This window comes from Blochmannia endosymbiont of Camponotus sp. (assembly GCF_023586365.1).
GTDB lineage: Bacteria > Pseudomonadota > Gammaproteobacteria > Enterobacterales > Enterobacteriaceae > Blochmanniella.
The window spans coordinates 515,874-542,493 of record NZ_CP097759.1 but is presented as its reverse complement, the minus strand read 5'-3'; the positions used below and the strand labels follow the sequence as shown (position 1 = coordinate 542,493).

Sequence of the window (26,620 nt, the reverse complement as noted above, 5' to 3'; positions counted from 1 at the left end):
TATAGAGTTATGGTATATGTAATAGAAATTATAATTTAATTTTATCATCAAAATAGTTAATCTGAATTAATAGGTGTTTTAAGAAATGGCTAGAAGTATTGTTGTATTAGGAGCTCAATGGGGCGATGAAGGTAAAGGAAAAGTAGTTGATTGGTTAACTTCCCGAGCTCAATATGTAGTACGTTATCAAGGAGGGCACAATGCTGGCCATACTATTTCAGTAAACCAGAAAACAATAACTTTACATTTAATTCCTTCTGGAATTTTGCATAATCATGTTACTGCTGTTATTGCTAACGGCGTCGTATTATCGCCGGGTTCTTTAATAAAAGAAATGAAAATGTTACTGAAATTAGGCGTGTCAACATGCAAACGCATATTTATTTCTGCATCTTGTCCTATGCTACTACCTTATCATGTAGCATTGGATTTGGCTAGAGAAAATAATCATCTTTCTAAAGTCATTGGTACCACGGGGTGCGGGATTGGGCCAGCATATGAGGATAAAGTTGCGCGCCGTGCTTTACGAGTCAGCGATTTATATAATCTAAAAAATTTTCAAAATAAATTGAAAGATGTGGTAGATTATTATAATTTTCAATTAGTTCATTATTATAAAACACAGCCTATTAATTATCAGATTGTTTTAGATGAAGTGTTGTCGATATCCGCCATACTGATAGATATGGTTGTGGATGTGCCTGAGTTATTAGATGATGCCACAAAACGGGGTAATTCAGTTATATTTGAGGGAGCGCAGGGTAGTTTATTAGATATCGATCATGGAACATATCCTTATGTTACTTCCACTCATACTGTTGCTGGGAGTGTGAGTGTTGGCGCAGGAGTTGGCCTTAATTATATTGATTATGTTTTAGGTATTGTAAAGGCGTATTCTACTCGTGTTGGCTTTGGTCCTTTTCCTACAGAATTGTCAAACGATATAAGTAATTGGTTATGTATGCATGGGAATGAATTTGGTTCTACCACTGGACGTCGTCGTCGTACTGGTTGGTTCGACGCGGTATCAGTACGGTATTCTGTAAAAATTAATTCTTTTTTTTCGTGTTGTTTAACAAAGCTTGATGTTTTGGATGGCTTAAAAGAGCTAAAAATTTGTATTGCATATCGCAAGAAAAATGGACAAGTAATACACAATTTTCCATGTTCTTTAGAAGAACTGGAAAATTGTGTACCCATATACGAAACATTACCCGGGTGGATGACAAGCACCGCAGGTATCACGGCATTCCATCAGCTTCCTAAGGAGTCACAGTTTTATGTAAAACGCATAGAAGAACTTATTGGAGTTCCTATACATATTATTTCTACCGGTTCAGATCGGTCCGCAATAATAATATTACGTAATCCGTTTGATTTGTGATTAATACGAAGAAAGTGATGTCTTATTTTGAATAGAAGATTATTTGCGTGGTTAATAAATATTAAACCGTATTTCTAATATAATTAGAAATACGGTTATGATAAATAAAATATTTAATAAATCATCTTAATTATATTAAATTGATGATTCTCATGATAAGAGTATAGGAGATACTTGAAAAATTTACTGCAATACTGTGTGTTGAAGTAATTATTTTAATAAATGAAATGAGCGAATTAGTATACGGTATACATGCAATAAAGTCGGTTTTAGATAATTATTCACATCGAATTTTGTCTGTATGTGTTATGCAGAAATCTAAAGATTTGCGTTTGAAATCGTTAATCGATCAAATAAAACAACGTCGAATTAGCATTCGAGAATGCAGTCGCCGACAGTTAGATATTCAAGTGCAAGATGCGTTGCATCAAGGTATTGTTGCTAAAATAGTTCCAAATGATTGTATGAAAGAAAATGATTTACCGAATTTTTTAATGCAATGTAAAACTACACCGTTATTAGTGATATTAGATGGAGTGACTGATCCACATAATTTGGGTGCATGTTTGAGATCTGCAGATGCAGCTGGTGCACATATAGTCATCGCCCCCCGTAATCGTTCAGCATGTTTAAATGGAACAGTTAGAAAAGTGGCTAGTGGATCTGTAGATAATATACCTTTTATGCAAGTAACTAATTTAGTTAGGACGTTACAATTACTGAAAAAATATAATATCTGGATTATTGGTACTGTAATAGAATCACAACGTCTAATTTTTAACAGCAAATTAATTAGACCGTTAGCCTTCGTAATGGGTTCTGAGGGGAATGGTATTCGTTATCTGACTCAGAAAAAATGCGATGAACTAGTTACTATTCCAATGTTAGGGGCTGCGACATCACTGAATGTCTCAGTAGCCACAGGAATATGTTTGTTTGAAACATTAAGACAACGTGGTCAATATAAATAATGAGGATTGATATTATATAATAGTATAGTCTTCTTCATAGAAAATGAAGTTTGAGAATTTATATAAAAATTATTTAGGGATGAAATACGTAAAAATATAAATATCTGTAATTTTTTAAGAATGTTGTTATTTTCAATACAATCGGAAGATTTATAATAAAAGGAAAATAATATATGCGTTATTATGAAATAGTTTTTATGGTACATCCCGATTTTAGCGAACAAATATCTAGCATAATTAATCGCTATACAACAATTGTTACTAATGCTCAAGGAAAAGTTCATCGCATAGAAAATTGGGGACGTCGTCAATTAGCATATCCAGTTAAAAAGCTTTATAAAGCTTATTATGTATTATTAAATATAGAAGCATCTCAAGATACTGTTAAAGAATTAAATGATGATTTTCATTTTAATAAAAATATCATACGTAGCATGATTGTACGAACTAAATATGCGGTAGTTGAGCCATCTCCTATGATGAAAAAAAGAGAAGAAAACCAAGAGTATTATGTAGCTAATACATAGATAGTATAATGAAATATATATGCTTTCAAGCATGAAGTACGTAAGTTGCCGATTTTATTTAAATATATTCAGTATTGTGTTGATCTAGTGTTTTTTTGTAAATTTTTTTTGTAATAAAAATAATAATTGTACGTATAGAATATATTGATTAGCTTTTTAATTTGGAGAAAAATAACAATTTTAATTTTAAAAAAAGTTAATTACATTTATATTTAGTTTTATAATGAAGTATGGAGTTAGTTATGGCACGTTTTGTACGTCATCGCAAATTTTGTAGGTTTACAGCGGAAAAATGCATTAATATTGATTATAAAGATCTTGTTACAATACAGCATTCTATTATAGAAAGCGGAAAGATCATTCCAAGTAGAATTACTGGAACACGAGCGAGATATCAACGACAGTTAGCGCGTGCCATTAAGAGAGCGCGTTATCTGTCTTTATTACCATATACTGATCATCATCAGTAAGGTATAATTTTTTGTAAATGAATATAATTTATATATATTATTATGGAAATAAGAATGAAGATTGTTTTGCTGGATAATATCGAGAAACTTGGAAATATAGGATCAGAGATTATCGTGCGTTCAGGTTATGCCCGTAATTTTTTAATACCGAAATCTAAAGCAATGCCAGCCACAAAGAAAAATATTGAAATATTTAAAGCACAACAACTTGAGTTGCAATCTAAAGCTATAGAGGCGCACGCTCAGGCTGAATTTTGTGCGAAAACAATTAATAGATTAGGTAGTATTATTATTAAAGCTAAATCAGGTGTTGAAGGGAAATTGTTTGGTTCCATCGGTTCTCGTGATATTGCTACTGCAATCACAGCGGCTTCTGGTTTTAATATTTCTAAATCTCAGATTAGATTGCCTAATCATGATGTATTAAGAACTATTGGTACATATAGCATAAATATTCATATTTACAATGATATTTTTTCTAAAATAAATGTCATTATTCTTGATGAAATACTTAAGGGTAAATAATCATAAGTAATACAATGATTTTTTATCGTTATTTATCGTAATAAAAAATTTATTTAAACTTTTTTTAATTATCGTAATATGAGAGTATTAAAGTGTATATGTTTTGTTTAAAGAGATATACACACGAATGCGCGTGTCTTTTATTTCAATCAATAATTATAGTATATGATTGCTTAAAACTGAGTATATATTTTATAAATATGTTTATTAATATACTGTGTTTTCGAATCCATGCTATGGAGTGCTTAAAAATTTATTAAAGGATATATATGATGATTTTTTACCATAAAATGGTTGAAAAAATAAGTTGTATTGCTCGTAAAGCTGGAATAGAAATTATGAGGATTTATAATGGAGGTTTAAAGTTAAACGCATACAAAAAATTAGATACATCTCCTGTAACTAATGCTGATTTATTCTCTCACAAAATGATTGTATACTATTTGCAAAATTTGACACCTGAAATCCCAATTTTATCTGAAGAAGATATTACTACATGGCGGGAATGTAGAGATAAAAGTTGTTTTTGGCTAATAGATCCTTTAGATGGAACTAGAGAGTTTTTATTACGCAATGGCGAATTCACTGTTAATATTGCTTTCGTTGAACATGGCCAACCTATTATGGGAGTAGTGTATGTTCCTGTGTATAACATGTTATATGCTGCAGATAATGGACAGGTATGGAAAATTAATGCTAGAGGAGAACGTATAAATATTGCAGTACGTATGTCTCGTTATCCAATTATAGTGATGAGTCGTAGTAATTTTTGTTATGATCAATATAAATTGGACAATTATTTAAACAGGTTGAAAGACTATAAAATTATCAATATTGGATCTTCATTTAAATTTTGTTTAATAGCAGAAGGTAGTGCTCAATTTTATCCAAGATTTTCTTGTACTAAAATTTGGGACACGGCTGCTGGTCATGTAATCGCTAGAACAGCTGGCGCCGTTGTTAATGATTGGAATGGCAATCCTTTGCACTATAAAAATATCAATCAGTCTTTTTTAAATCCCGCTTTTCAAGTTTCATCGCGTTGATTGATTATGTGCATTGATAGTAATTATTTATATTAGGTAAATAAATAATTACTATCAATGTTTTAATTTTTAAATTTGTAATATTATTTGTCAGAATCGTCAGTAAGATATTAATAATTTACACAAAAATATGGTGTATCATGCTGGGTTCATATATTAATTGTAGATGTCGAATAGATACAAATATCATAGCATGTAATATATATTACAAATATAATTATTATTTTTTAATTTATTAATATGCCTTATCAAATAGGTTTTATGTTTTTAAATTATAAAATGTATATTATATGTTTTGATATAGGGTTATATAAAAATATAGTGTATTAATAGAGTATGAAAATTCTTTATTTAAAGATTTGGTATAATTAAGGATTTGATATATGTTTAGGGATTTTAAAAAATATATGACAATAAGGTTCTATTTAGTAATATATTGTTTTATGCCGTTAATATGTAATAGTAGTATCAATTTAAGAATAGAAGGTTTAAATAGCGAATTAAATTATAATGTACGTCAAAAATTATTGAATATAAATACTAATGTAAAATATATAGATTCAGATTTAAAAAAAAAATAGACAATGCAATTAGAACTGGACTGCGCCCACTGGGTTATTACGCTCCTACATTGATGTTTTTTCCGCTTAAGCCGTTGAACAAAGACTCTGATCTATTAGTTATTAAAGTTGAACCTGGGGATCCAGTTGTAGTTACTGATGTAAATATCGTCATACGAGGAGAAGGCATAAAGGATGTTGATTACCAGAAAATAATAAAAGACAGCAAGTCTTTTATTGGGAAAAGATTGAACCACAATGATTACGAACAGTGCAAAAATAAACTATATAATTTAGCTTTATTTAAAGGATATTTTGATGCTAAGTTCCAAAATAGTCAACTTATTGTCATCCCTTCTCGTTGTCAGAGTATTTGGAACATAGATTTTTATAGTGGTCAGCGTTATGTTTTTGAAAGAATTAAATTTCATGGTAGTCAAATTAAGGAAGATTATTTAAAAAATATATCTAATATACGATTGGGAGAATATTACAGTGCTACATCCGTTATGGAATTAAATCGCCGATTTTCTTATACTAATTGGTTTGAATCAATATCGATTTCTTCAGATTATATGCGTCTTCAACAAAAAAAAAAATAGTATTAGATATTTTTCTTTATCCTTGCGCAAAAAATAATTTTTCAACTGGATCTGGTTTTGCTATTGATACAGGCCCTAGAACTAAAATCATTTGGAAAAAACCGTGGATTAATGCGCGCGGACATAGTTTAGAAACTAATTTTAGTTTATCTAGGCCAGAGCAAGATCTTGACCTAAGTTACAAAATTCCACTGTTTTCTAATCCATTAGAAGAATATTATTTATTACAAGGAGGGTTGATACATGAAGATACACATAATGTTCAGTCTAGTGCTGCGACTATAAATATAGCTCGTTATTGGAATTGTTCCCATAAATGGCAACGTTCAATTAATGTGCATTGGCACTTTAATCATTGTTCTAATAATATTATCGCTAAAAATATTATGTTAATTTATCCAGGGATAAGTATATCCCGTATTCGAAAACGCGGAGAAATAATACCGTATTGGGGAGATAGTCAGCGTTACTCAATTAATATATCTAATAATTGTTGGAAATCGGATGTTAATTTTATTGTTGTGCAAGTTCAAAATATTTGGGTTCGGACATTGTTAAAAAAACATCGTATTTTGGCTCGTGGAAATTTAAGTTGGATAGATACCAATAATTTTTCATCTATTGATTTAATGTCGCGATTTTTTTCTAATGTAAATAATGGTATCCGTGGATATAAATATAAATCCTTATATCCTTATGATAATTCTGAATCTTTTATAGGTGTCGCTACTAAATTTATTACTACTACGTTTGAATATCAGTATAATGTAATTAATAAATGGTGGGGAGCTATTTTTATAGACGCAGGAGAGATTACTCATGATATTAAATGGAATAGTTTTAAATCTGGTATAGGTATCGGAGCGCGCTGGCAATTACCAATAGGTCCTATAAAATTGGACATAGCAACTCCATTGATTCATAAAGGAAATATGAATCATCAGTTTTTATATTTATACGTCAGTTTAGGACCAGATTTATGATGTTTATAAAAAAAATCTGTGTTATTTTTTTATTATGGATATCAATAGTATGCGGATTTTTTGTGTTTTTATTAGGTACTAATATAGGAACATATTTAACTTTTACAGGTATTACGTATTGTATTCCTGGTTTAAAATTTGATTCTGTTTCTGGTAGTTGGGGTAATTTTAATATAACTCATGTAGTATACGAAACCGCCAAGAGTATAATTAACGTTGATAAATGTGATGTTTTTTTTAATCTAAAATATATATGGAATAAAAAAATATATATTAATCATCTTTTTTTGGAGGATGTTTGTATAAAAATAAAAAAAAACAATGCGCCGAGTGAATCACATAAAAAATACGAAAGGATAAAAATAGATAATATTTTTTCTATCCCGTTTGCTATAATATTAAAGAATATAGTATTGAATAATACTTGTATTCATTCAAATAACATTACGCTTAAAGTAACAAAATTAGATACTGAATTAACATTTCAAGATAATTTATTGACAGTTTTGCCTGTAAATATCAAAGGGGCGGTTTTAAATCTTTCCGATATAAATGTATTAAATATAACAACCAATGCGATAGATATATATAAGTATAGTAATCAACAGAATATGAAGTATTTATTAAAATTACTGTCTAGTAAATTATTAATAAAATTACCTTCTTTCAATCTTCCTATAGATATAATTCTAAAAGATATCATAGGAGAGAATTTTTATATTTTTAATAATAATAATTCTTATATTATTAATTATTTTTATTTGCAGACATATTTATATAATCAGACCGCAAATATCAAGTTGAATCTTAAATTGCCGTATGGATACTTTGATGCAATAGGTAGCATAATATTCAAAGAGTATTACCCCATAAATCTAACCCTCAATTATACGAAATATAATTCTAATACTAGTAGTAATTCTACCAATATAGAGAACAAGGACGTAAGTAAAATAAAATTAGTTATTGCAGGAGAATTATATAATGAGATATGCCTTTGTTGTGATTTTTTAGGTGTTATTTCTACAGTACATGTATTATTAAAAACTAAGATAACACAATTTGGTATGCCTATAACTATATCTATAGTTGGCAGAAAAATACCACTTTCTTTTTTAGGAAAGAATGATTGTTTAATAGAAGAACTTGATGTATCTGTAAATGGTGAAGTAAGAAATTATTCTATTCAGATAATATCTCAATTAAGTAGCGCTCAATTTTCATCGTTAGTACATATGGTTATGAACGCTCAGGGAGATGTTAATGGCTGTTCTATTTCTAAATTAAGAATGACCGCATTAGAAGAATATCTTGATATACAAGGAGTGATTAATTGGGAGGGCGATATGATTAGTTGGAACAGTGTGTGTGTATTAAACAAAATAAATATTTTTCAAAATTGGTTAAAATATCCTGTAAATTTTTCAGGTAATATCAGTACACAAGGGCACGTATGTTCTGATGCTTGGGACATAACAATATCTGATTTAAATATCAGGGGGAGTATAGAAAATAATAGTATTTCATGCATAGGCGTATTATATAATAATTCAACTGGTATATGGAAAATACCCACATTACTAATTAAGTGGGGTCCTAATGCGTTAAAAATACAAGAAGACTTTAAAAGAGATTCTATTTTCAACATTGTGTTTGCGGCACCAGATTGCAATGTGCTTATACCTGGATTAAATGGCAGTGTATATGGAAAATTTAAATTATATAACTCCGTTAAATATTCTCCTAGATTGTTGTTAAATATTGATGCATGTTCTTTGTATTGGCGCGATAAAAACCTTAATTTTGACAAAATAATGATAAATGGCGATATTTGTTATGATACCGTTATACCCAGCAAAATTTTTTTTCAAGCAAATCAGATAAAGTGTGGAATTTTATCGTTACGTCAATTAATTATGCAAGGACAAGGTAATATTAAAGAACATTATTTAAATTTAGTTGCTTCCGGAGATATGTTGTCTGGTCAAGTAAAACTTTTTGGAAATTTAGATCTTTTTCATAAAACTTGGCATAGTAAAATTGACAAAACAAGCATTGTTACTTCAACAGGAACATGGAAATTAATGCAAGATATTGTTCTTACTTATCAATATTTAACTCGAAAAGTTATCCTGAATTCACATTATTGGGAAATTATTGATTGCACAATCCCTATTTCTAATGTTTTAAAGAAGAATATATTGAATAAAGTGAATGATGCATTTAAAAATTTTAATGTAGTTTCTTTAAAAATTTTATTACCAGGATTAATAAACATGCACACTGCTCGTATATATTGTACAGATTGTTATTGGATATTAGGAACCTTATTACCTAAGGGTACAATTTTATTTTCAGGAAAACAATTTAACATTAAATCTTCTATTGAAGAGCTCGAAATTTTTCCGATTAAAATAAATAACATAACTGCAAAAATCGTATTGACACAAACTACTTCGTGTTGTAAATGGTTTATGAACATTGGGCATGATGATCAAATCCGTGGATTGTTTAAAATAACTAAATTACGTAATACATCTAAATTGGTAGGAAATGCACATTTTGAAAATGTTTCGTTAGTATCTTTTTGTAATTCATTGCTTTCGTTAAAAGAACCTGTAAATGGATTATTAAATTTAAATATTTATTTTTATGGATATAAACATCGCTTAAAAATTTTTGGTACAGCTCAATTAAAAAATTTTAATGTTAATAAACCTGATACGCCATTTTTTGTAAAAAATGGCCAATTATTTATAAAATTCTTTGGAGATCATGCTGTATTAAATGGAACAATAGATACAGATTACGGATGTAGGTTGCATGTAAACGGGAATATTATGAATTTTGATTCTATTAGTAATATACGTGCGTTTTTTAAAATACGAGGTAACCAAATTAATTTTTGTATGTCTCCCGAAATAAAAATGAAGATATCTCCTGATTTTACTTGTGCAATTACTGCAGAAAAAGTTCATATAGAAGGCAACATTGAAATCCCTTGGGCCCATATTGAAATGAAGGAGTATTCAAAAAATATAACAAATATTTCTTCAGAGGAGATTTTGTTAGATGATAGTTTCCAACTTATTTTAAATAATTCTAAAAATTTATTTATTGCTTTTTCTGCTAATATTAACGTGTGTCTTGGTAATGATGTTAATTTTAACGGATTGGGTTTTCGTACGAAATTAAGGGGTAATTTAGAAATTGAATACAATAAAAATCACTCAGCATTAACAGGCCATATTGATATACTTTCTGGTTGTTTTCAAGCATATGGACAAAATTTAATAATCCGAAAAGGACAATTATTGTTTTCTGGAGCGATAAACCAACCATATATCGATATTGAAGCAATTTGTGACCCTTCTATTAAAGAAGGGAGTATAGTTGGTATACGGATTAATGGTGCTTTTAGTCAACCAAAAATAGAAATTTTCTCTGATTCATCATCCCTTTCTTCGCAAGAGATAACATCTTATTTTTTGAGCGGCAGCAAGAATATAATTCTTTTGAATACAGATACGAACATAGTAACATCGTTGTTAATCGGAGCAACTGTCAGGAATAGCGAGAAGTTTATTAATAAAATAGGAAAGATATTTGGTGTTCAAGATTTAACATTAAATACTCAAGATATTGGTACTGCACCGTTAGTTGCATTAAGTGGATATATTGCTCCTGGTCTGCAAATTAAATATGGAATTAGCATTTTTGATTTATTGACAACGATAACGGTGCGTTATTGCTTGGGTTCGCAGCTATATTTAGAAGTTACGTCTGGCAGCAATCAGCAAGCGGTTGACGTATTATATAAGTTTGATTTTTAAGTTGTTTTTATATTTATATGCAACTTATAATATATGCGATCTAATATACAGTGAAAGTGTAATATTATATTTTCTTTTCAAAACGTTCAAAAGAGTTTAAAATTTCTGTTTTAGCGGCGTTAATATTGCTCCAGCCTTTTATTTTTACCCACTTTCCAGAATCTAATTCTTTATAATTTTTAAAAAAATGACTAATTTGATTACGTAATAAAATTGAAAAATCATTTATATCTCTCACTAGTGAGTATTGTTCTGATATTTTCTCATGGGGTACTGCAATTATTTTTGCATCTTCTCCAGATTCATCTAGCATATTCAGCATACCTATAGGGCGGCAATGTATTACGCAACCTGATCGTAAAGGATATGGAGTAGGTACTAATACGTCAACTGGATCTCCATCCAGCGATAAAGTATTATTAATATAGCCATAATTGCACGGGTAAAACATAGGTGTTAACAGAAAACGATCAACGAATATTATTCCTGTTTTTTTATCAATTTCATATTTAATTGGATCAGAATTAGCTGGAATTTCAATAATCACGTATATATCTTCTGGAATATTTTTTCCCGCTGGTACTTGATTGAAATACATGTATATTGCCTATCTGTGTAAATAATAAATGTTGAAAATAATTATATGTCACATATGTCTTATTATCAATATGTTTGTTAATACAACATGGTTGTGTTTATTACAGTTAATAAAAATATTTACATACTTTTAAAAAACAAAGGAATTTCATGTTTATAAGCATCACAATTTTATATTTTCTATATTTGATATATAATTTTTTAATGTCAAATGTATTTGTGATTTTCAAGGTGAAAATTTAATAAATTCTTTGAATCGTATAAGCTGCCAAACTTGCTAATGCTTGTCGATAAGGAGAAGGAGGTAAAATATCAAGACAAGAGATAGCTTTTTTGACTTCTGTTTCAGCGCATTGTCGAGTGTATTCTAATGATCCATGTTGGTGCATGGTATCTAAAATTATATTGAACAAGTGACGATGGCTACCTTTTTTTTTAATAGATTGAATTATAAGCGATGCTTGTTTTGAGGTGCTATGATGAATAGCGTGTAGCAAAGGAAGAGTAAGCTTGCCTTCACTTAAATCATTTCCGACATTTTTCCCAAATATTGTTTCTGAGGCAGAATAATCTAATAAATCATCAACTAGTTGAAAGGCAATCCCCATATATCGTCCATAATTACGCAATGCTTTTTCTTGGCACGAATTAGCATCAGCTAAAATAGCAGATGCTTGAGAAGCTACTTCAAATAAACGAGCAGTTTTGCTATAAATAATTTTCATGTAACTAGCGATAGTAATAGTGGGGTCATTGCAGTGCGTTAATTGCAATATCTCACCTGCCGCAATTATATTAACAGCGTCTGCCATCAAAGATAATATTCGCAAGGATTTTAATTCAGTCATCATTTGAAAGGCTCGTGTATATATAAAATCTCCTACCAATACACTAGCAGCATTACCAAAAATTATATTAGTAGTTGTCCTGCCTCGTCTCATGTGTGATTTATCTACTACGTCATCATGTAACAAAGTAGCAGTATGAATAAACTCTATTAATGTAGCAATAGTAACATGTTGTGTTTTTTTATAGCGTAACGCCCTTGCGGTCAGAAGGGTAATCATGGGTCTAATTCGTTTCCCTCCACTATTTACAATGTATTGAACAAGTTTGTTGATTAAAGTAATTTCAGATGCTAATCGCGTGCGGATTTCTGAATTCACATCTTCCATATCTTGTTCAGTTAGTGCGGAGATTTGATCAATATTCATTAATATTATTATAAATATAAAATGTTCATGTATTTATATATTACTTGCGTACGCAATTTAGTTTTTATTAAGTTAAACTATATTTGTGAGTATGTAGTAAATTTTATTATTGTGTTGAGAAACATTTTTTTTTAATGTATAAGAATATGTATAGAAATAATATCAGATTATAAACAAGAGATGGATTATTATTTATGTATGCAGTTTTTCAAACTGGTAGTAAACAACATCGTGTTGTTGAAGGCCAAGTGATTCATATAGAACGTATTGATATTGACGTTGGTAATCAAGTCGAATTTAATCAAATATTACTTATTGAGTCTAATGAGTGCCTTCACATAGGAAGTCCTTTTATAAAAAATGGACAGATTATAGCGCAAATTATAGCTCAAAGTCTTAATCGGAAGATAAAGATTATTAAATTTAGACGCCGTAAACATTTTCGTAAATTTCAAGGACATCGTCAGTGTTTTACAACAATAAAAATAATAAGTATCAGCAATTGTAATTCAAATCATTAAGAAATAAGGAATAAAAATGGCACATAAAAAAGCCGGAGGCTCTACTCGTAATGGCCGAGATTCACATAGTAAGCGTTTAGGAGTTAAATGTTTTGGAGGTGAATGTGTATCGTCAGGCACTATTATTGTGCGTCAACGAGGCAATACATTTCATCCAGGAAAATACGTAGGTTGTGGAAGGGATTATACTCTTTTTGCTTTAAAATCTGGGAAAGTTTTATTTGAAAAAAGAGGAGCGTTGCGTCGTAGGTTTATTAGTATTGTTTCTAACGAATAGAAACGTGATTTGTTAGCATTAATTAATAATTAAAATTTTTAATTTTTATGAATAAGACATTAATCATGCCCAGATATTTTGTTGATTGAATAGTTACTAGTGGTGATCGTATTAGTATTTTAAACATGCCATATGTGTTTTTTTATAAAGTTCAAGAATCATTAAAAACGCCTATGTATCCATATAGATTTGAAAGGTAAATAACTGTGTATATTGATAACGATAGAAGTAACAAAAATGCTGAAAACGTTATTTAACAATATGAAATAAATTTTGTTATCACAAAATTTACACTAATTTATTAAGGGATAAGATGTATATACCATAAATATAGCTGATATGTTAGAGGTATGTTATGAAATTTGTCGACATGACCAATATTACGGTTATTGCGGGTAACGGCGGGAATGGATGTATTAGTTTTCAAAAATCAGGAAGAAGAGCTTCTTTTTTGAAGAAACCTAATGGTAGCAATGGAGGAAATGGTGGAGATGTTTGGTTATTAGCAGATCCTAATATTAATACTTTAAATTATTTTCATTCTAATTGTGTTTTTAGAGCTGGACATGGACAATGTGGACGTAGTCGTGGTTGTACAGGGAAAAGAGGTAAAGATGTTATTGTGAAAGTCCCGTGGGGAACCAGAGTGAGTTATAAAAAAACAAATAAATTATTAGGAGACATGGGTATTCATCACAAGCGGTTGATGGTGGCTAAAGGAGGGCGCCATGGTTTGGGAAATGGACATTTTAAATCTTCTGTACGTCGTAATGTACTTAATACGCATGGGTCAACGGGAGAATTCCAACATTTGCTATTAGAATTGCTTCTAATAGCAAATGTTGGAATATTTGGATTACCTAATTCTGGAAAATCTAGTTTTATTCGTATGATATCGGCAGCTAAACCAAAGGTAGCAGATTATCCATTTACTACATTAGTACCGTATTTGGGTGTAGTACAAATTAATAACTATGATAGATTTATTATTGCGGATATTCCGGGTGTTATTAAAGGCGCTTCTCATGGATTGGGTTTAGGAATGCGATTTTTGAAGCATCTAGAACACTGTCAAATTTTACTGCATTTTATTGATATTGCGCCTGTGGATGATTCCGATCCATTAGAAAATATTATTACTATTCAGCATGAGTTAAGTAATTACAATACAAATTTGGCTAGCAAACCTTGTTGGTTAATATTCAATAAAATAGATTTGTTGGAACGACACGTGGCGGAAAAAAGGATTAATCATGTTATTAGTTCCTTAAAATGGAAAGGGCGCTATTACTCTATATCTTCTGTGCATAATACGAATGTATCATCGCTATGTAACAGTATTATGAAGTTTATTGTTCATCATACTCAAAGTCAAGAAACAACCCTTATGTATACACAGGACAATGAGTAGGAATCAGGATTGGCTAATTTTATTGTTATTTTAAAACAATACACATAATATACCGCTAAGTTTAAAAAAATTTAATATCCTAATGTCGCAATTTATGATGTTTTATAAACGTAGCTATTTATAAAATAATTTATGTATATTAAGAGAAATGTTTTTAATTAAGTTTTTAAAAGTTGGGTAATAACAATTTTTGTGTTTTTAAAAGATAAAAATATATAATGTTTAATTAAATCATGCTTTTGTATGTAGTGTGATTGTTTATTGTTTAAATGTATGCAATATAATAAAGGTACAACATGAAGCGTATCCCAATGACTTTACGTGGAGCTGAAAAGTTGAGAGAAGAACTGGATTATTTAAAAAATATTCGTCGTCCAGAAATTATAAAAAATATTTCCGAAGCGCGGGAGCATGGCGACTTAAAAGAAAACGCTGAGTATCATGCTGCTCGAGAACAACAAGGATTTTGTGAGGGGCGTATTCAAGAAATAGAGTCTAAGCTTTCTAATGCACATATTATAGATATTGCCAAACTAACTACTGACGATAGAGTAGTTTTTGGCGCTACGGTTGATGTCGAAAATTTAGATACAACATATAGACAAACGTATAGTATTGTAGGAGATGATGAGGCAAATATTAAAGAACGTATGATTTCTATCAATTCTCCTATTGCTAGAGGTTTGATTGGTCATAAAGCAGGAGATATTGTTCGAATTAATACTCCGAAAGGGCAAGTAAGATATAAAATACTCCAGGTTAAATATTGTTAAACATATTTTTTATTTTAGTTTTTATTTTAAAAATTTTATAAAATGATGATTATGAAAGTAAAAAATAAATTTTATTCGTAGTCATTGTGTTAATTAACATTAACAGCACAAGTATATGATGCTATTAATATTTTTACTAATAAGTTTATATTTTTACTTTCATTTGTTTTGAAATGTTTAATTATTTACAATGAGATATATTTTTATGCTTATTATTTGTAATAGCTGGAAAAATATATAAAAATTGGATATAAATAAAAAATTTATTTGTTTTATGGAATGTTTATTTTTTGTGTAAGTAAGATTGAAAGAGATACAAGTTATCGACATTTTGTCAATGTTGTTTATTAAAAACATTTGAGAAGTAACCTGATATGGTAAATAGCAAACGTTCTGCGCGTTCTTCAGTATGGTTACAAAAACATTTCAAAGACCAGTATGCGAAAGAAGCACAAAGACAAAAACTTCGGTCACGGTCTTGGTTTAAGCTTGACGCAATAAATCGCATGGATGCATTATTTTCTACTGGTATGACAGTAATAGATTTGGGATCAGCGCCTGGGGGGTGGGCACTTTATGCAAAAAATAAAATAGGTAAAACAGGACGTATTGTAGCGTGCGACATATTGTCTATGCGTAATATTTCTGGAGTGAACTTTTTGAAAGGAGATTGTTCTAATCCTAATATTTTCAAAATATTATGCAAATGGGTAGGGCATAAAAAAGTTAACGTGGTTTTATCTGATATGTCTCCTAATACAACTGGTATATCAACAATCGATGTAAGTCGGTCTATATATCTTGGGAATTTGGCATTAAATATATGTCGTAGTGTATTAATGCGTAGAGGCACTTTTTTAGTGAAAGTTTTCCAGGGAAAGGGTTTGGATAAATACTTGTGTGATATGCATTCCTTATTTAACATAGTAAGGATCCGTAAGCCAAATGCCTCTAAGTCTCATTCTCGTGAGATTTATATTGTAGCGAAAGAACGTAAATAAGCATAATTTATATGTAGATATGTTAAAATTATTTAAATTTTGTTGTAATGCGAGGTTAATCTTTTGAGTGATATGGCGAAAAATCTGGGGATCTGGTTAGTCATTGCAGTAGTCTTGATGTCTTTATTCCAGAATTTTGGGCCTAGCGACTCAAGCAGTCGCAAATTGGATTATTCCACTTTTATGTATGATTTAAACCAAGATCAAGTTAAAGAAGCTCGCATTAACGGCCGTGAAATTGTGGTTATTAAAAAGGATAATAATCGTTATACTACTTATATTCCAGTAAATGACCCGAAATTACTCGACATTCTTTTAACTAAAAAAGTTAAAGTTGTTGGGGAGCCCCCAGAAGAACCTAGTTTAATTACATCTATTTTTATTTCTTGGTTCCCGATGTTATTATTGATTGGGGTGTGGGTTTTCTTTATGCGTCAAATGCAAGGAGGTGGCAAGGGAGCTATGTCTTTCGGTAAAAGTAAAGCACGTATGCTAACTGAAGATCAAATAAAAACTACTTTCGCAGATGTAGCAGGATGTGATGAGGCAAAAGAAGAAGTGAAGGAATTGGTAGATTATTTACGTGAACCTAGCAGATTTCAAAAACTAGGGGGAAAAATTCCAAAAGGAGTCTTAATGGTAGGACCTCCTGGAACCGGAAAAACACTTTTAGCCAAAGCTATTGCGGGAGAAGCAAAAGTTCCATTTTTTACTATTTCGGGTTCTGACTTTGTAGAGATGTTTGTTGGTGTCGGAGCGTCTCGTGTGCGGGATATGTTTGAGCAGGCTAAGAAAGCTGCCCCATGTATTATTTTCATTGATGAAATTGATGCGGTTGGTCGTCAGAGAGGTGCAGGTTTAGGAGGGGGACATGATGAACGTGAACAAACTCTAAATCAGATGTTAGTAGAAATGGATGGGTTCGAAGGAAAAGAAGGTATTATTGTCATAGCTGCTACTAATCGTCCAGATGTGTTAGATCCAGCTTTATTAAGACCAGGGCGATTTGACCGTCAAGTAGTTGTAGGATTACCGGATATTCGGGGGAGAGAGCAAATATTAAAAGTGCATATCAGCCATGTACCGTTGTCATCAGATGTAGATATATTAGTAATTGCTCGGGGTACACCAGGATTCTCAGGAGCGGATTTAGCTAATCTCGTGAATGAAGCGGCGTTATTTGCCGCTCGTGATAGCAAACATATGGTATCGATGGTAGAGTTTGAAAAAGCTAAAGATAAGATTGTAATGGGGGCAGAGCGTCGTTCCATGGTGATGACAGAAGCTCAAAAAGAATCTACAGCCTATCATGAAGCTGGTCATGCTATAATTGGTAGATTAGTTCCGGAGCATGATCCGGTTCACAAAGTGACTATAATCCCTAGGGGACGTGCTTTAGGTGTAACGTTTTTTTTACCAGAAGGCGATGCAATTAGCACCAGTCGACAGAAATTAGAGAGTCAAATTTCTACATTATATGGGGGTAGGCTTGCTGAAGAAATAATTTATGGTCCTAATAAAGTATCTACTGGCGCCTCTAATGATATTAAAGTAGCTACTTCTATCGCTCGAAATATGGTAACTCAATGGGGGTTTTCTGAAAAACTTGGTCCGTTATTGTATGCAGAAGAAGAAGGGGAAATATTTCTTGGGCGTTCAGTGGCTAAAGCAAAGCATATGTCTGATGAAACTGCTCGTATTATTGATCAGGAAATTAAATTTCTGATTGAAAGAAATTATATACGTGCTCGTAATCTTTTGATAGAAAATGTGGATATTCTTCATTCTATGAAAGATGCGTTAATAAAATACGAGACGATTAATGCATCTCAAATAAATGATTTGATGGATCGAAAATCAATTAAGCCTCCATCTGGATGGGAAAATAACGCGTCTGATACTAACGATAGCAGTAAGGATACTTGTGTTTCTTCTGTAGAAGGGACAAAATCAGTAGACAGCGAATCTTACAATGATAATCCTGATGCTGCATCACAATAATATGTGATTATTTTCATATAAAAACAAAAAAAATTTGACTTATTGTTAGCTTTAAATAATGTTTTACATTTTTATATAAATCAGATCACTTAAATTAATTTTTAAATAATGTTTGGAGATGTCTTTAAATTTATGACATTGATTACAAATAAACGTATTTTAGATTTTTCTGAAATTCAAATTATGGGAATTTTAAATATTACTCCTGATTCCTTTTTTGATGGAGGCAATTATTGTACCCTTCCTAAAGCAATTGATCATGTATTTAATATGATTACTTATGGCGCTACTTGTATTGATGTTGGAGGAGAATCAACGCGGCCTGGATCCGATGTTGTCAGCGATGAAGAAGAAGCGGATCGTGTTATACCCGTAGTACGTGCTATAGCACAGCGTTTTGATACTTATATTTCAATAAATACATCATCAGCATTAATAATACGTGAGAGCGCAGCTATCGGTGCTCATATGATTAATGATATCCGCTCTCTTACTGCTACAGGAGCGCTGCAGGCTGCATTATATTGTAAACTGCCGGTATGTTTAGTCCATATGCAAGGAGAACCTAATACAATGCAAAATTCTCCCATATATTCTAATGTTATACATGTAGTAAACGAGTATTTTACTAAACAAATCGCTCGTTTTGAATCGTCGGGTATTAGCAGAAATAAATTATTACTTGATCCTGGTTTTGGGTTTGGGAAAAGTTTATCACATAATTATCAGCTATTAGCTAATTTGAAATATTTTCATCATTTTGGTTTACCTTTATTAGTAGGCATATCACGTAAGTCGATGCTTAGTCTTAGTTCTAATTCATATAATCCTAAACAAAGATTAATAGGTAGCATTGCTTGCGCAGTGATTGCAGCTACACAAGGCGTACAAATTATTCGAGTGCATGATGTTAAGGAAACGGCAGAAGCATTAAAAGTGGTGCGCATGATGTTGAAACAGCAAGAAAAGTAAGGCAAAAATTAATATGAAGCATCGCAAATACTTTGGTACTGATGGAATTAGAGGTAAAGTTGGGAGAATTCCGATTACTCCAGATTTTATTTTAAAGCTTGGTTGGGCTGCAGGAAAAGTATTAAGTCGTTTTAGTGGTGGTAGGTCTAATTACATTATTATTGGAAAAGATACTCGCATTTCTGGGTATATGTTAGAATCGGCATTAGAATCAGGATTAGCCGCCGCTGGTTTGTCTGCTGCATTAACCGGTCCTATGCCTACTCCAGCTATTGCATATTTGACTCGTGCTTTCAGAGCTGAAGCTGGCATTGTAATTTCTGCTTCGCATAATCCTTTCCATGATAACGGAATTAAGTTTTTTTCTATTAAGGGCACTAAATTAGATGATGAAGTAGAGCATTCTATAGAAATAGAATTAAATAAATGTTTAACGTGCGTTGACCCAAAAGAATTAGGAAAAGCCAGTCGTATTGTTGATGCAGCAGGTCGTTATATAGAATTTTGCAAAGGAACTTTCCCTGCTCATCTCAGTTTAAGAAAATTAAAAATAATTGTAGATTGTGCTAATGGAGCTACTTATCATATCGCTCCAAGTGTATTTCGTGAGTTGGGCGCTGACGTAGTTACTATTGCGTGTCGTCCAAATGGAGTTAATATTAATAAAGAATGTGGTACTACAGATATTCGACAATTACGTGCCCATGTATTAGCAAAAAAAGCAGATTTAGGTATTGCTTATGATGGGGATGGAGACAGGGTCATTATGGTTGATCATTTTGGAAATAAAGTAGATGGCGATCAAATGCTGTACATTATTGCGCGAGAAAAATTACATTGTAAACAATTAACAGGTGGTATTGTAGGAACTCTTATGAGTAATATGGGGCTTGTATTGGCATTAAAACAGTTAAATATTCCTTTTATACGTTCTAACGTTGGCGATCGATGTGTACTTGCAATGTTAAAAAAACAGGGTTGGAATATTGGCGGTGAAAATTCCGGGCATATTGTACTTTTAGATAAAACTACCACGGGGGATGGTATTATTGTTGCTCTTCAAATATTATCCGCAATGGTAAATAATTGCGTAAGTTTGTACGAATTATGCAACGATGTGTCTTTATTGCCTCAAATTTTAGTTAATGTATATTGTTCTAGTATTAAAAGCCCTTTAGAATCTGATTTGGTTAGAAAAGAAACTAAAGCAGTGGAACAGGAGTTATCTGAACAAGGACGCGTATTATTGCGTCAGTCTGGTACTGAACCGTATATTCGTATTATGGTGGAGGGGAAACGTTATGGTAAAATATTATATTTAGCAAATAGGATTGCTTCTGTAATAAGATCAGAAATAAAGTCAATACAACAGTAATTTATTTTAAATATTATGCGTATATCGAATAGTTATAATATAAGTGAACTATGTGATATTTTTACATAAAAATAAATATTAGTAGTTGCAGAAATTGTTTATTTTTTTAAGCATAATGTGTTTATATGAGGTGATGTAGTGTCATGTATCAAGTTTGTTTAGTTATATTTTTAATTATAGCAATAGCTTTAATTACATTGATTATGTTACAGCAAAACAAAAGTAATGATTCAGGAGGGATGTTTAGTAGTCGTTCTTTAGGGGATATGTTGGGTTCGGGAGGTATCAATGATGGTATAACATGTTTAATAGTAATTTTAGCTATATTATTTTTTTTATTTAGTTTATTGCTGGGAAATATGAATAGTAAACAAAATCAAAAGTATATTCACAAGAATGTGCAAAATAGTCAATTGAAAGATCAATAAAAATTATATAAATTTTCAGCGTAGGTTTTCCAACCAATAAATTAATTAGAGATATCTTTTTTATATATATAAAAAAGATATAAAATATGTGTAACTATCAATTTATATATGCATCATAATATTACTATAATCACATATAGTAATATTAATGGATTATTAATAACCGAGGTGGTGGAATTGGTAGACACGCTACTTTGAGGTGGTAGTTCTCTTATTTGAGATTACGGGTTCAAGTCCCGTCCTCGGTATTGTTTCTTAATATAAATAGTTTGCTTTTTCGAAGTTATATGGTATACAATTCCTATTGTTTTATACAGGCGCGGGGTGGAGCAGTATGGTAGCTCGTCGGGCTCATAACCCGAAGGTCGTTGGTTCAAATCCGACCCCCGCAACCGTATCAAGTAGTTTGCTTTGTCTATACGGAAATAATACGTATAGTGTTGTTATACCGGCCTGGTATTGTAGTTTAAGAATAATAGAAAATATGTTGATGTTAGGTAAAGTTACATAAATAATATCAATTTATTAAATTAGTTATGGTTAAACGTTAATATTTAGAGAATATTAATAGATTTCTTTTTATGTTGATGATATACCTATCAAGTAAGTAGATCACTGATTATTTTCTATGGAAATTTCTCAAGGTTTATTAATTTTATAATATCGAATAGAATTCTGTTATGTGTTACAAGGTTGTCTGATATGAATAGGACGATTAAATTAATTTGTATCAATTACAATCATAGTGTTTGTAATTGAACCGATAAATTGCAATACATCATGTTTTCAATACGATGTAGGGGTGGGTTATTTTTTGAAATTTAATTACACAATAATAATACAATAGCTATTAAGGAAATAGCATTTTGAGAAACTGGGATGAATAAAGAGATTTTGGCTGTTATAGAAGCAGTTTCTAATGAAAAAGCTGTACCTCAAGAAAAAATTTTTGAAGCATTAGAAACAGCATTGGCTGCTGCTACAAAAAAGAAATATGAACAAGATATTGAAGTTCGTGTTGTAATTGATCGTAAATCAGGTCAGATTAATACATTTCGGAGGTGGATTGTAGTGGAACAAGTAACTCAACCTACTAAAGAAATTACATTAGATGCAGCTCGATTTGAGAATCCAAAAGTTCAAATTTGTGATTACGTTGAAGATGTCATTGAATCTATTAGTTTCGATCGTATTACAACTCAAACTGCAAAACAAGTTATTGTTCAAAAGGTACGCGAAGCTGAACGTGCAATTATTATAGAACAGTTTTTAAATCGCCAGGGTGATATTGTTACAGGTATAGTAAAGAAAATTAATAGAGATAGTATAAGTATAGATTTAGGAAATAATGCTGAAGGCATTATTAATAGAGAAGAAATGTTACCTCGTGAAAATTTTAGATTGGGAGATAGAATTCGTGGTATTCTTTATTTGGTGCGACCAGATTTTAAGGGCCCTCAATTACTTATAAGTCGTACTAGAACTGAAATGTTGATTGAATTATTTCGTATTGAAGTACCTGAAATCGGAGAAGAATTAATCACAATTAAAGCTGCAGCGCGAGATCCTGGTTCACGAGCAAAAATTGCTGTTAAAACAAATGATAAGCGTATTGATCCAGTAGGAGCGTGTGTAGGAATGAGAGGAGCACGTGTTCAGGCTGTATCTGGTGAATTAGGAGGAGAACGTGTAGATGTTATATTATGGGATGACAATCCTGTTCAATTTGTTATCAACGCTATGTCTCCTGCTGATGTTGCGTCTATTGTGATAGATGAGGATAAGCATACAATGGATATTTCAGTAGAGGAATCTAATTTACCTCAAGCTATTGGAAGGAATGGACAAAATATTCGTCTCGTGTCTCAATTAAGTGGATGGGAACTCAACATTATGACTGTAGATGAGTTGGAAAAGAAACGTCAAGTTGAAATGTGTGCTATCACCAATATTTTTATTCATGCTTTAAATATCAATGAGCAATTTGCTAAAATTTTAATTGATTCAGGGTTTTCTTCGCTTGAGGAATTAGCTTATGTACCTATGACAGAATTATTATCAATAAAAGAATTTGATAGAAAAACAGTAGAAATAATTAGGGATCGCGCAAAAAGTGCTTTAAAAAATTTTTCTGTGACTCATCATGAAAAAGATATCCAGGAAGATAATTATACTGCCGTTGTGCATCCTATTACAGGATTATTGAGATTGCCTAATATTGAATATAAATTAGCACTAACATTAGTTGAACGTGGTATTTCTACATTAGAAGAGTTAGCTGAACAAGATATTTCGGATCTTTCCGATATTGAAGGATTAACTAAAGAAAAAATTGGAGAATTAATTATGGAAGCCCGCAACATTTGTTGGTTTAGTAATGATAACAAACATTAATATTATTAGTAATAATTAAGGAAAGCCATGACAGATACCACCATACAATCGTTTGCTGTGGAAATGAAAATGTCAGTAGATCAATTAATACAATGGTTTTCATATATTGGCATTTTAAAAACAGAAATAGGTGTTGTAACTCAAAGAGAAAAAGAAATTTTATTTAAGTATATGAATGATAATAAAAGCGATATATCTAATAAATTAATATTACAACGAAAAACACGTAGCATTTTAAGTGTATCTAGCGTCGGCGGTAAAAATAAAAAAGTACAAGTAGAGATACGAAAGAAACTTACATATGTACAATCTGCCTTACAAGAAACTGAGTTTATTGATGTAAAAAACAAAATGGTTTTTGATGCTAATCGTGAAGCATCTAATTTAATTGTAAAGAATAATAGATTGGTCAACAAAAAAATAAGTAATACTCCCAGCCCGTTGTCATTAACACAAATTTCCAAAAAGAATCATCCTTATTCTGAATTAACAGAATATAAAGAAAAAGTCATAGGAAAAATATCTCATAAAGCTGAAGCCAAGTCTTTACAAGTATCAGAGGAAACGCAGTCGCTTAAAAAAAAGACTAAAAACTGTTGGGATATTGAATTAAATAATACAAATGCAATTCGTGCTAACTTCGGAGATAGTTACAATAATAGTAAATTATATTGTACGCCTGAATTGCTAGAGAAAAATAATAATCAAAAATTAGAAAATGAAAGAAGAAATCGCTCTCGTGTGCGTACGAGATATCGAAATGGCGGGAAGTTAACTAAACAAAATAAAAGGAATAATCATCATCGTTTATATGAGGCAACATCTGATGAATTTGGTATAGAAGAAGAGTTATATATTCCGAATCGTGCTAATAAAAGTAAGCGTAAACAAAGCGCATTAGTACAAGTTTTTAATAAACCTGTTCAAACAATTACTCGTGATATTATTATTGGGCAAACTATAAGTGTAGCTGAATTAGCGAATAAGATGTCCATAAAAAGCTCTCGCGTTATTAAAGTGATGATGCAATTAGGTATAATAGCAACAATTAATCAAATTATTGATCAAGATACTGCTCAACTAGTGGCGGAGGAAATGGGTCATAATGTTATTTTACGTCGTGAAAATGAACTAGAAGAGTTGATTATGAATGATCGTGCTATTGATATAACCAGTTGTGGTGCTACTACCGAAAATAGAGCGCCAATAGTTACTATTATGGGTCATGTAGATCACGGAAAAACATCCCTTCTTGACAGAATTCGTTCAACTAAAATAGCTTCTTCTGAAGTAGGAGGTATTACGCAAAGTATAGGCGCATATCATGTGAGTACTAATAATGGTATGATTACTTTTCTTGATACTCCAGGGCATGCAGCATTTACCGCTATGCGTGCTCGTGGAGCTCAGATAACGGATATTGTTGTGTTAGTAGTAGCCGCTGATGATGGGGTTATGCCTCAGACTATTGAAGCAATACAGCATATTAAGGCTACCAATGTGCCCGTGGTTGTAGCAATAAATAAGATTGACAAATCAGAATCTAATCCTGAACGGATAAAAAATGATCTTAATAACCACGGTCTTATTCCAGAAGAATGGGGTGGCGATACACAATTTATACATGTTTCTGCTGCTTCAGGAAATGGAATAGACAATTTATTAGATGCTATTTTATTGCAATCAGATATGTTGGAATTGAAAGTTGCACATCATGGTATGGCAAGAGCCATGGTCATTGAATCTTTTTTAGATAAAGGACGCGGTCCTGTAGTTGCTGTTCTGGTGCGTGAAGGTACACTAAAATGTGGTGATATAATTTTATGCGGAACAGAATATGGACGTGTTCGTGCTATGCGTAATGAATTCGGTCATGACATTACTTCAGCTGGACCGTCAATCCCCGTTGAATTATTGGGTTTATCAGGATCACCTGCTGCTGGAGAGAATGTGATTGTAGTTCGTAACGAAAAAAAAGCTCGGGAGGTAGCTTTGTATCGTCAAGGCAAGTCTCGTGAAATAAAATTGGCTCGTCAAAAAGAACCTAATATAGAAAATATATTTGCCAGTATCAAGAGTACTAGTGTGGTTTCTGAATTAAATTTAATTGTTAAATCTGACACACAAGGTTCTTCTGAGGCTATTCGTGAATCCTTAAAAAATTTATCAACTGGCGATGTAACAATAAAAATTTTGTCTTCGTCTATTGGTGGTATCACTGAAACTGACGTTGTATTAGCAGCAGCTTCTAATGCGGTTGTTTTAGGATTTAATGTTAGAGCAGATCCTACTGCTCGGCGTATAATTGAGTTGGATCAGTTAGATGTTCGCTATTATTCAGTAATTTATGATTTGATAGATGAAGTAAAACAAGCAGTGCATGGTATGTTAGCACCACGATATAAACATGAAATTATTGGTTTAGCAAAAGTACGCAATGTATTTCGTTCTCCAAAATATGGAAATGTTGCTGGTTGCATAGTTGTTGAGGGAATGATAAAACGCCATAACAAAATTAGAGTTATACGAGATAATATAGTAATGTATGAAGGTGAATTAGAGTCACTTCGGCGTTTTAAAGATGATGTTAATGAAGTACGCAGTGGAATAGAATGTGGTATTGGTATAAAAAATTATAATAACATCCATTCGGGAGATATGATTGAAGTGTTTGAAATGGTAAAAATGTCTCATGTATAACTGAAATTAAGTGTGTTCATTATTAGATTATTTATAATCGGGTGTTTATTCACGC

Annotated in this window: 22 protein-coding genes and 2 tRNA genes; 22 read left to right on the top strand and 2 right to left on the bottom strand. The window is 31.4% G+C overall.

Annotated features, from left to right (window positions below; all coding sequences use genetic code 11):
• Nucleotides 1-85: 85 nt before the first annotated feature.
• The 9 genes from M9407_RS02280 to tamB all read left to right on the top strand — a co-directional run bounded on the left by M9407_RS02280 (nucleotide 86) and on the right by tamB (nucleotide 10,901).
• The gene (locus tag M9407_RS02280) at nucleotides 86-1,384 is read left to right on the top strand and encodes an adenylosuccinate synthase (RefSeq protein ID WP_250236876.1); all 1,299 of its coding nucleotides are present in this window, start codon (nucleotides 86-88) and stop codon (nucleotides 1,382-1,384) included.
• Between the two features lie 227 nt (nucleotides 1,385-1,611).
• Nucleotides 1,612-2,355, top strand: a complete 744-nt coding sequence (gene rlmB / locus M9407_RS02275) for a 23S rRNA (guanosine(2251)-2'-O)-methyltransferase RlmB (protein ID WP_250236875.1) — start codon at nucleotides 1,612-1,614, stop codon at nucleotides 2,353-2,355.
• Between the two features lie 173 nt (nucleotides 2,356-2,528).
• Nucleotides 2,529-2,882, top strand: coding sequence for a 30S ribosomal protein S6 (rpsF, locus tag M9407_RS02270; RefSeq protein WP_250236874.1), 354 nt, complete (start codon nucleotides 2,529-2,531; stop codon nucleotides 2,880-2,882).
• Between the two features lie 242 nt (nucleotides 2,883-3,124).
• Nucleotides 3,125-3,352 carry a 30S ribosomal protein S18 gene (gene rpsR / locus M9407_RS02265; RefSeq protein ID WP_015344384.1) on the top strand — a complete coding sequence of 76 codons (228 nt, stop codon included), beginning with the start codon at nucleotides 3,125-3,127 and terminating at the stop codon, nucleotides 3,350-3,352.
• 54 nt (nucleotides 3,353-3,406) lie between these two features.
• Nucleotides 3,407-3,877, top strand: coding sequence for a 50S ribosomal protein L9 (rplI, locus tag M9407_RS02260; protein WP_250236873.1), 471 nt, complete (start codon nucleotides 3,407-3,409; stop codon nucleotides 3,875-3,877).
• 290 nt (nucleotides 3,878-4,167) lie between these two features.
• On the top strand, nucleotides 4,168-4,923 hold the full coding sequence (gene cysQ, locus M9407_RS02255) for a 3'(2'),5'-bisphosphate nucleotidase CysQ (protein ID WP_250237414.1): 756 nt from the start codon (nucleotides 4,168-4,170) through the stop codon (nucleotides 4,921-4,923).
• A 634-nt stretch (nucleotides 4,924-5,557) separates the two neighbouring features.
• Nucleotides 5,558-6,085 carry a POTRA domain-containing protein gene (locus tag M9407_RS02250; protein WP_250236872.1) on the top strand — a complete coding sequence of 176 codons (528 nt, stop codon included), beginning with the start codon at nucleotides 5,558-5,560 and terminating at the stop codon, nucleotides 6,083-6,085.
• 236 nt (nucleotides 6,086-6,321) lie between these two features.
• Nucleotides 6,322-7,068 (top strand): autotransporter assembly complex protein TamA, encoded by a 747-nt coding sequence (locus M9407_RS02245; RefSeq protein ID WP_250236871.1) that lies wholly within the window; start codon nucleotides 6,322-6,324, stop codon nucleotides 7,066-7,068.
• Complete coding sequence (gene tamB, locus M9407_RS02240) at nucleotides 7,065-10,901, top strand: autotransporter assembly complex protein TamB (protein WP_250236870.1); 3,837 nt, start codon at nucleotides 7,065-7,067, stop codon at nucleotides 10,899-10,901. Before M9407_RS02245 ends, tamB begins: the two co-directional genes overlap by 4 nt.
• Before the next feature lie 64 nt (nucleotides 10,902-10,965).
• On the opposite strand, the gene ppa is transcribed toward tamB, so the two are convergent.
• Entirely contained in the window at nucleotides 10,966-11,499 is a 534-nt protein-coding gene (ppa, locus tag M9407_RS02235; protein ID WP_250236869.1) for an inorganic diphosphatase, read from the bottom strand.
• Nucleotides 11,500-11,737: 238 nt separating this feature from the next.
• Nucleotides 11,738-12,712, bottom strand: a complete 975-nt coding sequence (ispB, locus tag M9407_RS02230) for an octaprenyl diphosphate synthase (protein WP_250236868.1) — start codon at nucleotides 12,710-12,712, stop codon at nucleotides 11,738-11,740.
• Between the two features lie 194 nt (nucleotides 12,713-12,906).
• On the opposite strand from ispB, the gene rplU reads away from it, so the two are divergent.
• From rplU to infB, 13 genes are all read left to right on the top strand, one after another.
• A complete protein-coding gene (rplU, locus tag M9407_RS02225) occupies nucleotides 12,907-13,233 on the top strand; it encodes a 50S ribosomal protein L21 (RefSeq protein ID WP_250231544.1) in 327 nt (108 codons plus the stop codon).
• 16 nt (nucleotides 13,234-13,249) lie between these two features.
• Nucleotides 13,250-13,510: a 50S ribosomal protein L27 gene (gene rpmA / locus M9407_RS02220; RefSeq protein ID WP_250231543.1), complete on the top strand. Its 261-nt coding sequence runs from the start codon at nucleotides 13,250-13,252 to the stop codon at nucleotides 13,508-13,510.
• A 355-nt stretch (nucleotides 13,511-13,865) separates the two neighbouring features.
• Nucleotides 13,866-14,921: a GTPase ObgE gene (gene obgE, locus M9407_RS02215; protein ID WP_250236867.1), complete on the top strand. Its 1,056-nt coding sequence runs from the start codon at nucleotides 13,866-13,868 to the stop codon at nucleotides 14,919-14,921.
• 296 nt (nucleotides 14,922-15,217) lie between these two features.
• Nucleotides 15,218-15,694: a transcription elongation factor GreA gene (gene greA, locus M9407_RS02210; RefSeq protein ID WP_250231541.1), complete on the top strand. Its 477-nt coding sequence runs from the start codon at nucleotides 15,218-15,220 to the stop codon at nucleotides 15,692-15,694.
• 374 nt (nucleotides 15,695-16,068) lie between these two features.
• Nucleotides 16,069-16,695: a 23S rRNA (uridine(2552)-2'-O)-methyltransferase RlmE gene (gene rlmE / locus M9407_RS02205; RefSeq protein WP_250236866.1), complete on the top strand. Its 627-nt coding sequence runs from the start codon at nucleotides 16,069-16,071 to the stop codon at nucleotides 16,693-16,695.
• A 72-nt stretch (nucleotides 16,696-16,767) separates the two neighbouring features.
• The gene (ftsH, locus tag M9407_RS02200) at nucleotides 16,768-18,696 is read left to right on the top strand and encodes an ATP-dependent zinc metalloprotease FtsH (RefSeq protein WP_250236865.1); all 1,929 of its coding nucleotides are present in this window, start codon (nucleotides 16,768-16,770) and stop codon (nucleotides 18,694-18,696) included.
• A 132-nt stretch (nucleotides 18,697-18,828) separates the two neighbouring features.
• Entirely contained in the window at nucleotides 18,829-19,668 is an 840-nt protein-coding gene (gene folP / locus M9407_RS02195) for a dihydropteroate synthase (RefSeq protein WP_250236864.1), read from the top strand.
• Nucleotides 19,669-19,681: 13 nt separating this feature from the next.
• Nucleotides 19,682-21,043 carry a phosphoglucosamine mutase gene (glmM, locus tag M9407_RS02190; RefSeq protein ID WP_250236863.1) on the top strand — a complete coding sequence of 454 codons (1,362 nt, stop codon included), beginning with the start codon at nucleotides 19,682-19,684 and terminating at the stop codon, nucleotides 21,041-21,043.
• Nucleotides 21,044-21,186: 143 nt separating this feature from the next.
• Nucleotides 21,187-21,471: a preprotein translocase subunit SecG gene (gene secG / locus M9407_RS02185; RefSeq protein ID WP_250236862.1), complete on the top strand. Its 285-nt coding sequence runs from the start codon at nucleotides 21,187-21,189 to the stop codon at nucleotides 21,469-21,471.
• 162 nt (nucleotides 21,472-21,633) lie between these two features.
• Nucleotides 21,634-21,719: transfer RNA gene (locus M9407_RS02180), tRNA-Leu, on the top strand.
• 70 nt (nucleotides 21,720-21,789) lie between these two features.
• Nucleotides 21,790-21,863 (top strand) — tRNA-Met (locus M9407_RS02175).
• A 487-nt stretch (nucleotides 21,864-22,350) separates the two neighbouring features.
• Nucleotides 22,351-23,865, top strand: coding sequence for a transcription termination factor NusA (gene nusA / locus M9407_RS02170; RefSeq protein WP_250236861.1), 1,515 nt, complete (start codon nucleotides 22,351-22,353; stop codon nucleotides 23,863-23,865).
• 27 nt (nucleotides 23,866-23,892) lie between these two features.
• Nucleotides 23,893-26,565 carry a translation initiation factor IF-2 gene (gene infB / locus M9407_RS02165; protein ID WP_250236860.1) on the top strand — a complete coding sequence of 891 codons (2,673 nt, stop codon included), beginning with the start codon at nucleotides 23,893-23,895 and terminating at the stop codon, nucleotides 26,563-26,565.
• The last annotated feature ends 55 nt before the right edge of the window (nucleotides 26,566-26,620 follow it).

Coding starts and splice junctions, on each gene's coding strand:
- M9407_RS02280 (WP_250236876.1), top strand. CDS start 86: ATGGCTAGAAGTATTGTTGTATTAGGAGCTCAATGGGGCGATGAAGGT.
- rlmB (WP_250236875.1), top strand. CDS start 1,612: ATGAGCGAATTAGTATACGGTATACATGCAATAAAGTCGGTTTTAGAT.
- rpsF (WP_250236874.1), top strand. CDS start 2,529: ATGCGTTATTATGAAATAGTTTTTATGGTACATCCCGATTTTAGCGAA.
- rpsR (WP_015344384.1), top strand. CDS start 3,125: ATGGCACGTTTTGTACGTCATCGCAAATTTTGTAGGTTTACAGCGGAA.
- rplI (WP_250236873.1), top strand. CDS start 3,407: ATGAAGATTGTTTTGCTGGATAATATCGAGAAACTTGGAAATATAGGA.
- cysQ (WP_250237414.1), top strand. CDS start 4,168: ATGGTTGAAAAAATAAGTTGTATTGCTCGTAAAGCTGGAATAGAAATT.
- M9407_RS02250 (WP_250236872.1), top strand. CDS start 5,558: ATGTTTTTTCCGCTTAAGCCGTTGAACAAAGACTCTGATCTATTAGTT.
- tamB (WP_250236870.1), top strand. CDS start 7,065: ATGATGTTTATAAAAAAAATCTGTGTTATTTTTTTATTATGGATATCA.
- ppa (WP_250236869.1), bottom strand. CDS start 11,499: ATGTATTTCAATCAAGTACCAGCGGGAAAAAATATTCCAGAAGATATA.
- ispB (WP_250236868.1), bottom strand. CDS start 12,712: ATGAATATTGATCAAATCTCCGCACTAACTGAACAAGATATGGAAGAT.
- rplU (WP_250231544.1), top strand. CDS start 12,907: ATGTATGCAGTTTTTCAAACTGGTAGTAAACAACATCGTGTTGTTGAA.
- rpmA (WP_250231543.1), top strand. CDS start 13,250: ATGGCACATAAAAAAGCCGGAGGCTCTACTCGTAATGGCCGAGATTCA.
- obgE (WP_250236867.1), top strand. CDS start 13,866: ATGAAATTTGTCGACATGACCAATATTACGGTTATTGCGGGTAACGGC.
- greA (WP_250231541.1), top strand. CDS start 15,218: ATGAAGCGTATCCCAATGACTTTACGTGGAGCTGAAAAGTTGAGAGAA.
- rlmE (WP_250236866.1), top strand. CDS start 16,069: ATGGTAAATAGCAAACGTTCTGCGCGTTCTTCAGTATGGTTACAAAAA.
- ftsH (WP_250236865.1), top strand. CDS start 16,768: ATGGCGAAAAATCTGGGGATCTGGTTAGTCATTGCAGTAGTCTTGATG.
- folP (WP_250236864.1), top strand. CDS start 18,829: ATGACATTGATTACAAATAAACGTATTTTAGATTTTTCTGAAATTCAA.
- glmM (WP_250236863.1), top strand. CDS start 19,682: ATGAAGCATCGCAAATACTTTGGTACTGATGGAATTAGAGGTAAAGTT.
- secG (WP_250236862.1), top strand. CDS start 21,187: ATGTATCAAGTTTGTTTAGTTATATTTTTAATTATAGCAATAGCTTTA.
- nusA (WP_250236861.1), top strand. CDS start 22,351: ATGAATAAAGAGATTTTGGCTGTTATAGAAGCAGTTTCTAATGAAAAA.
- infB (WP_250236860.1), top strand. CDS start 23,893: ATGACAGATACCACCATACAATCGTTTGCTGTGGAAATGAAAATGTCA.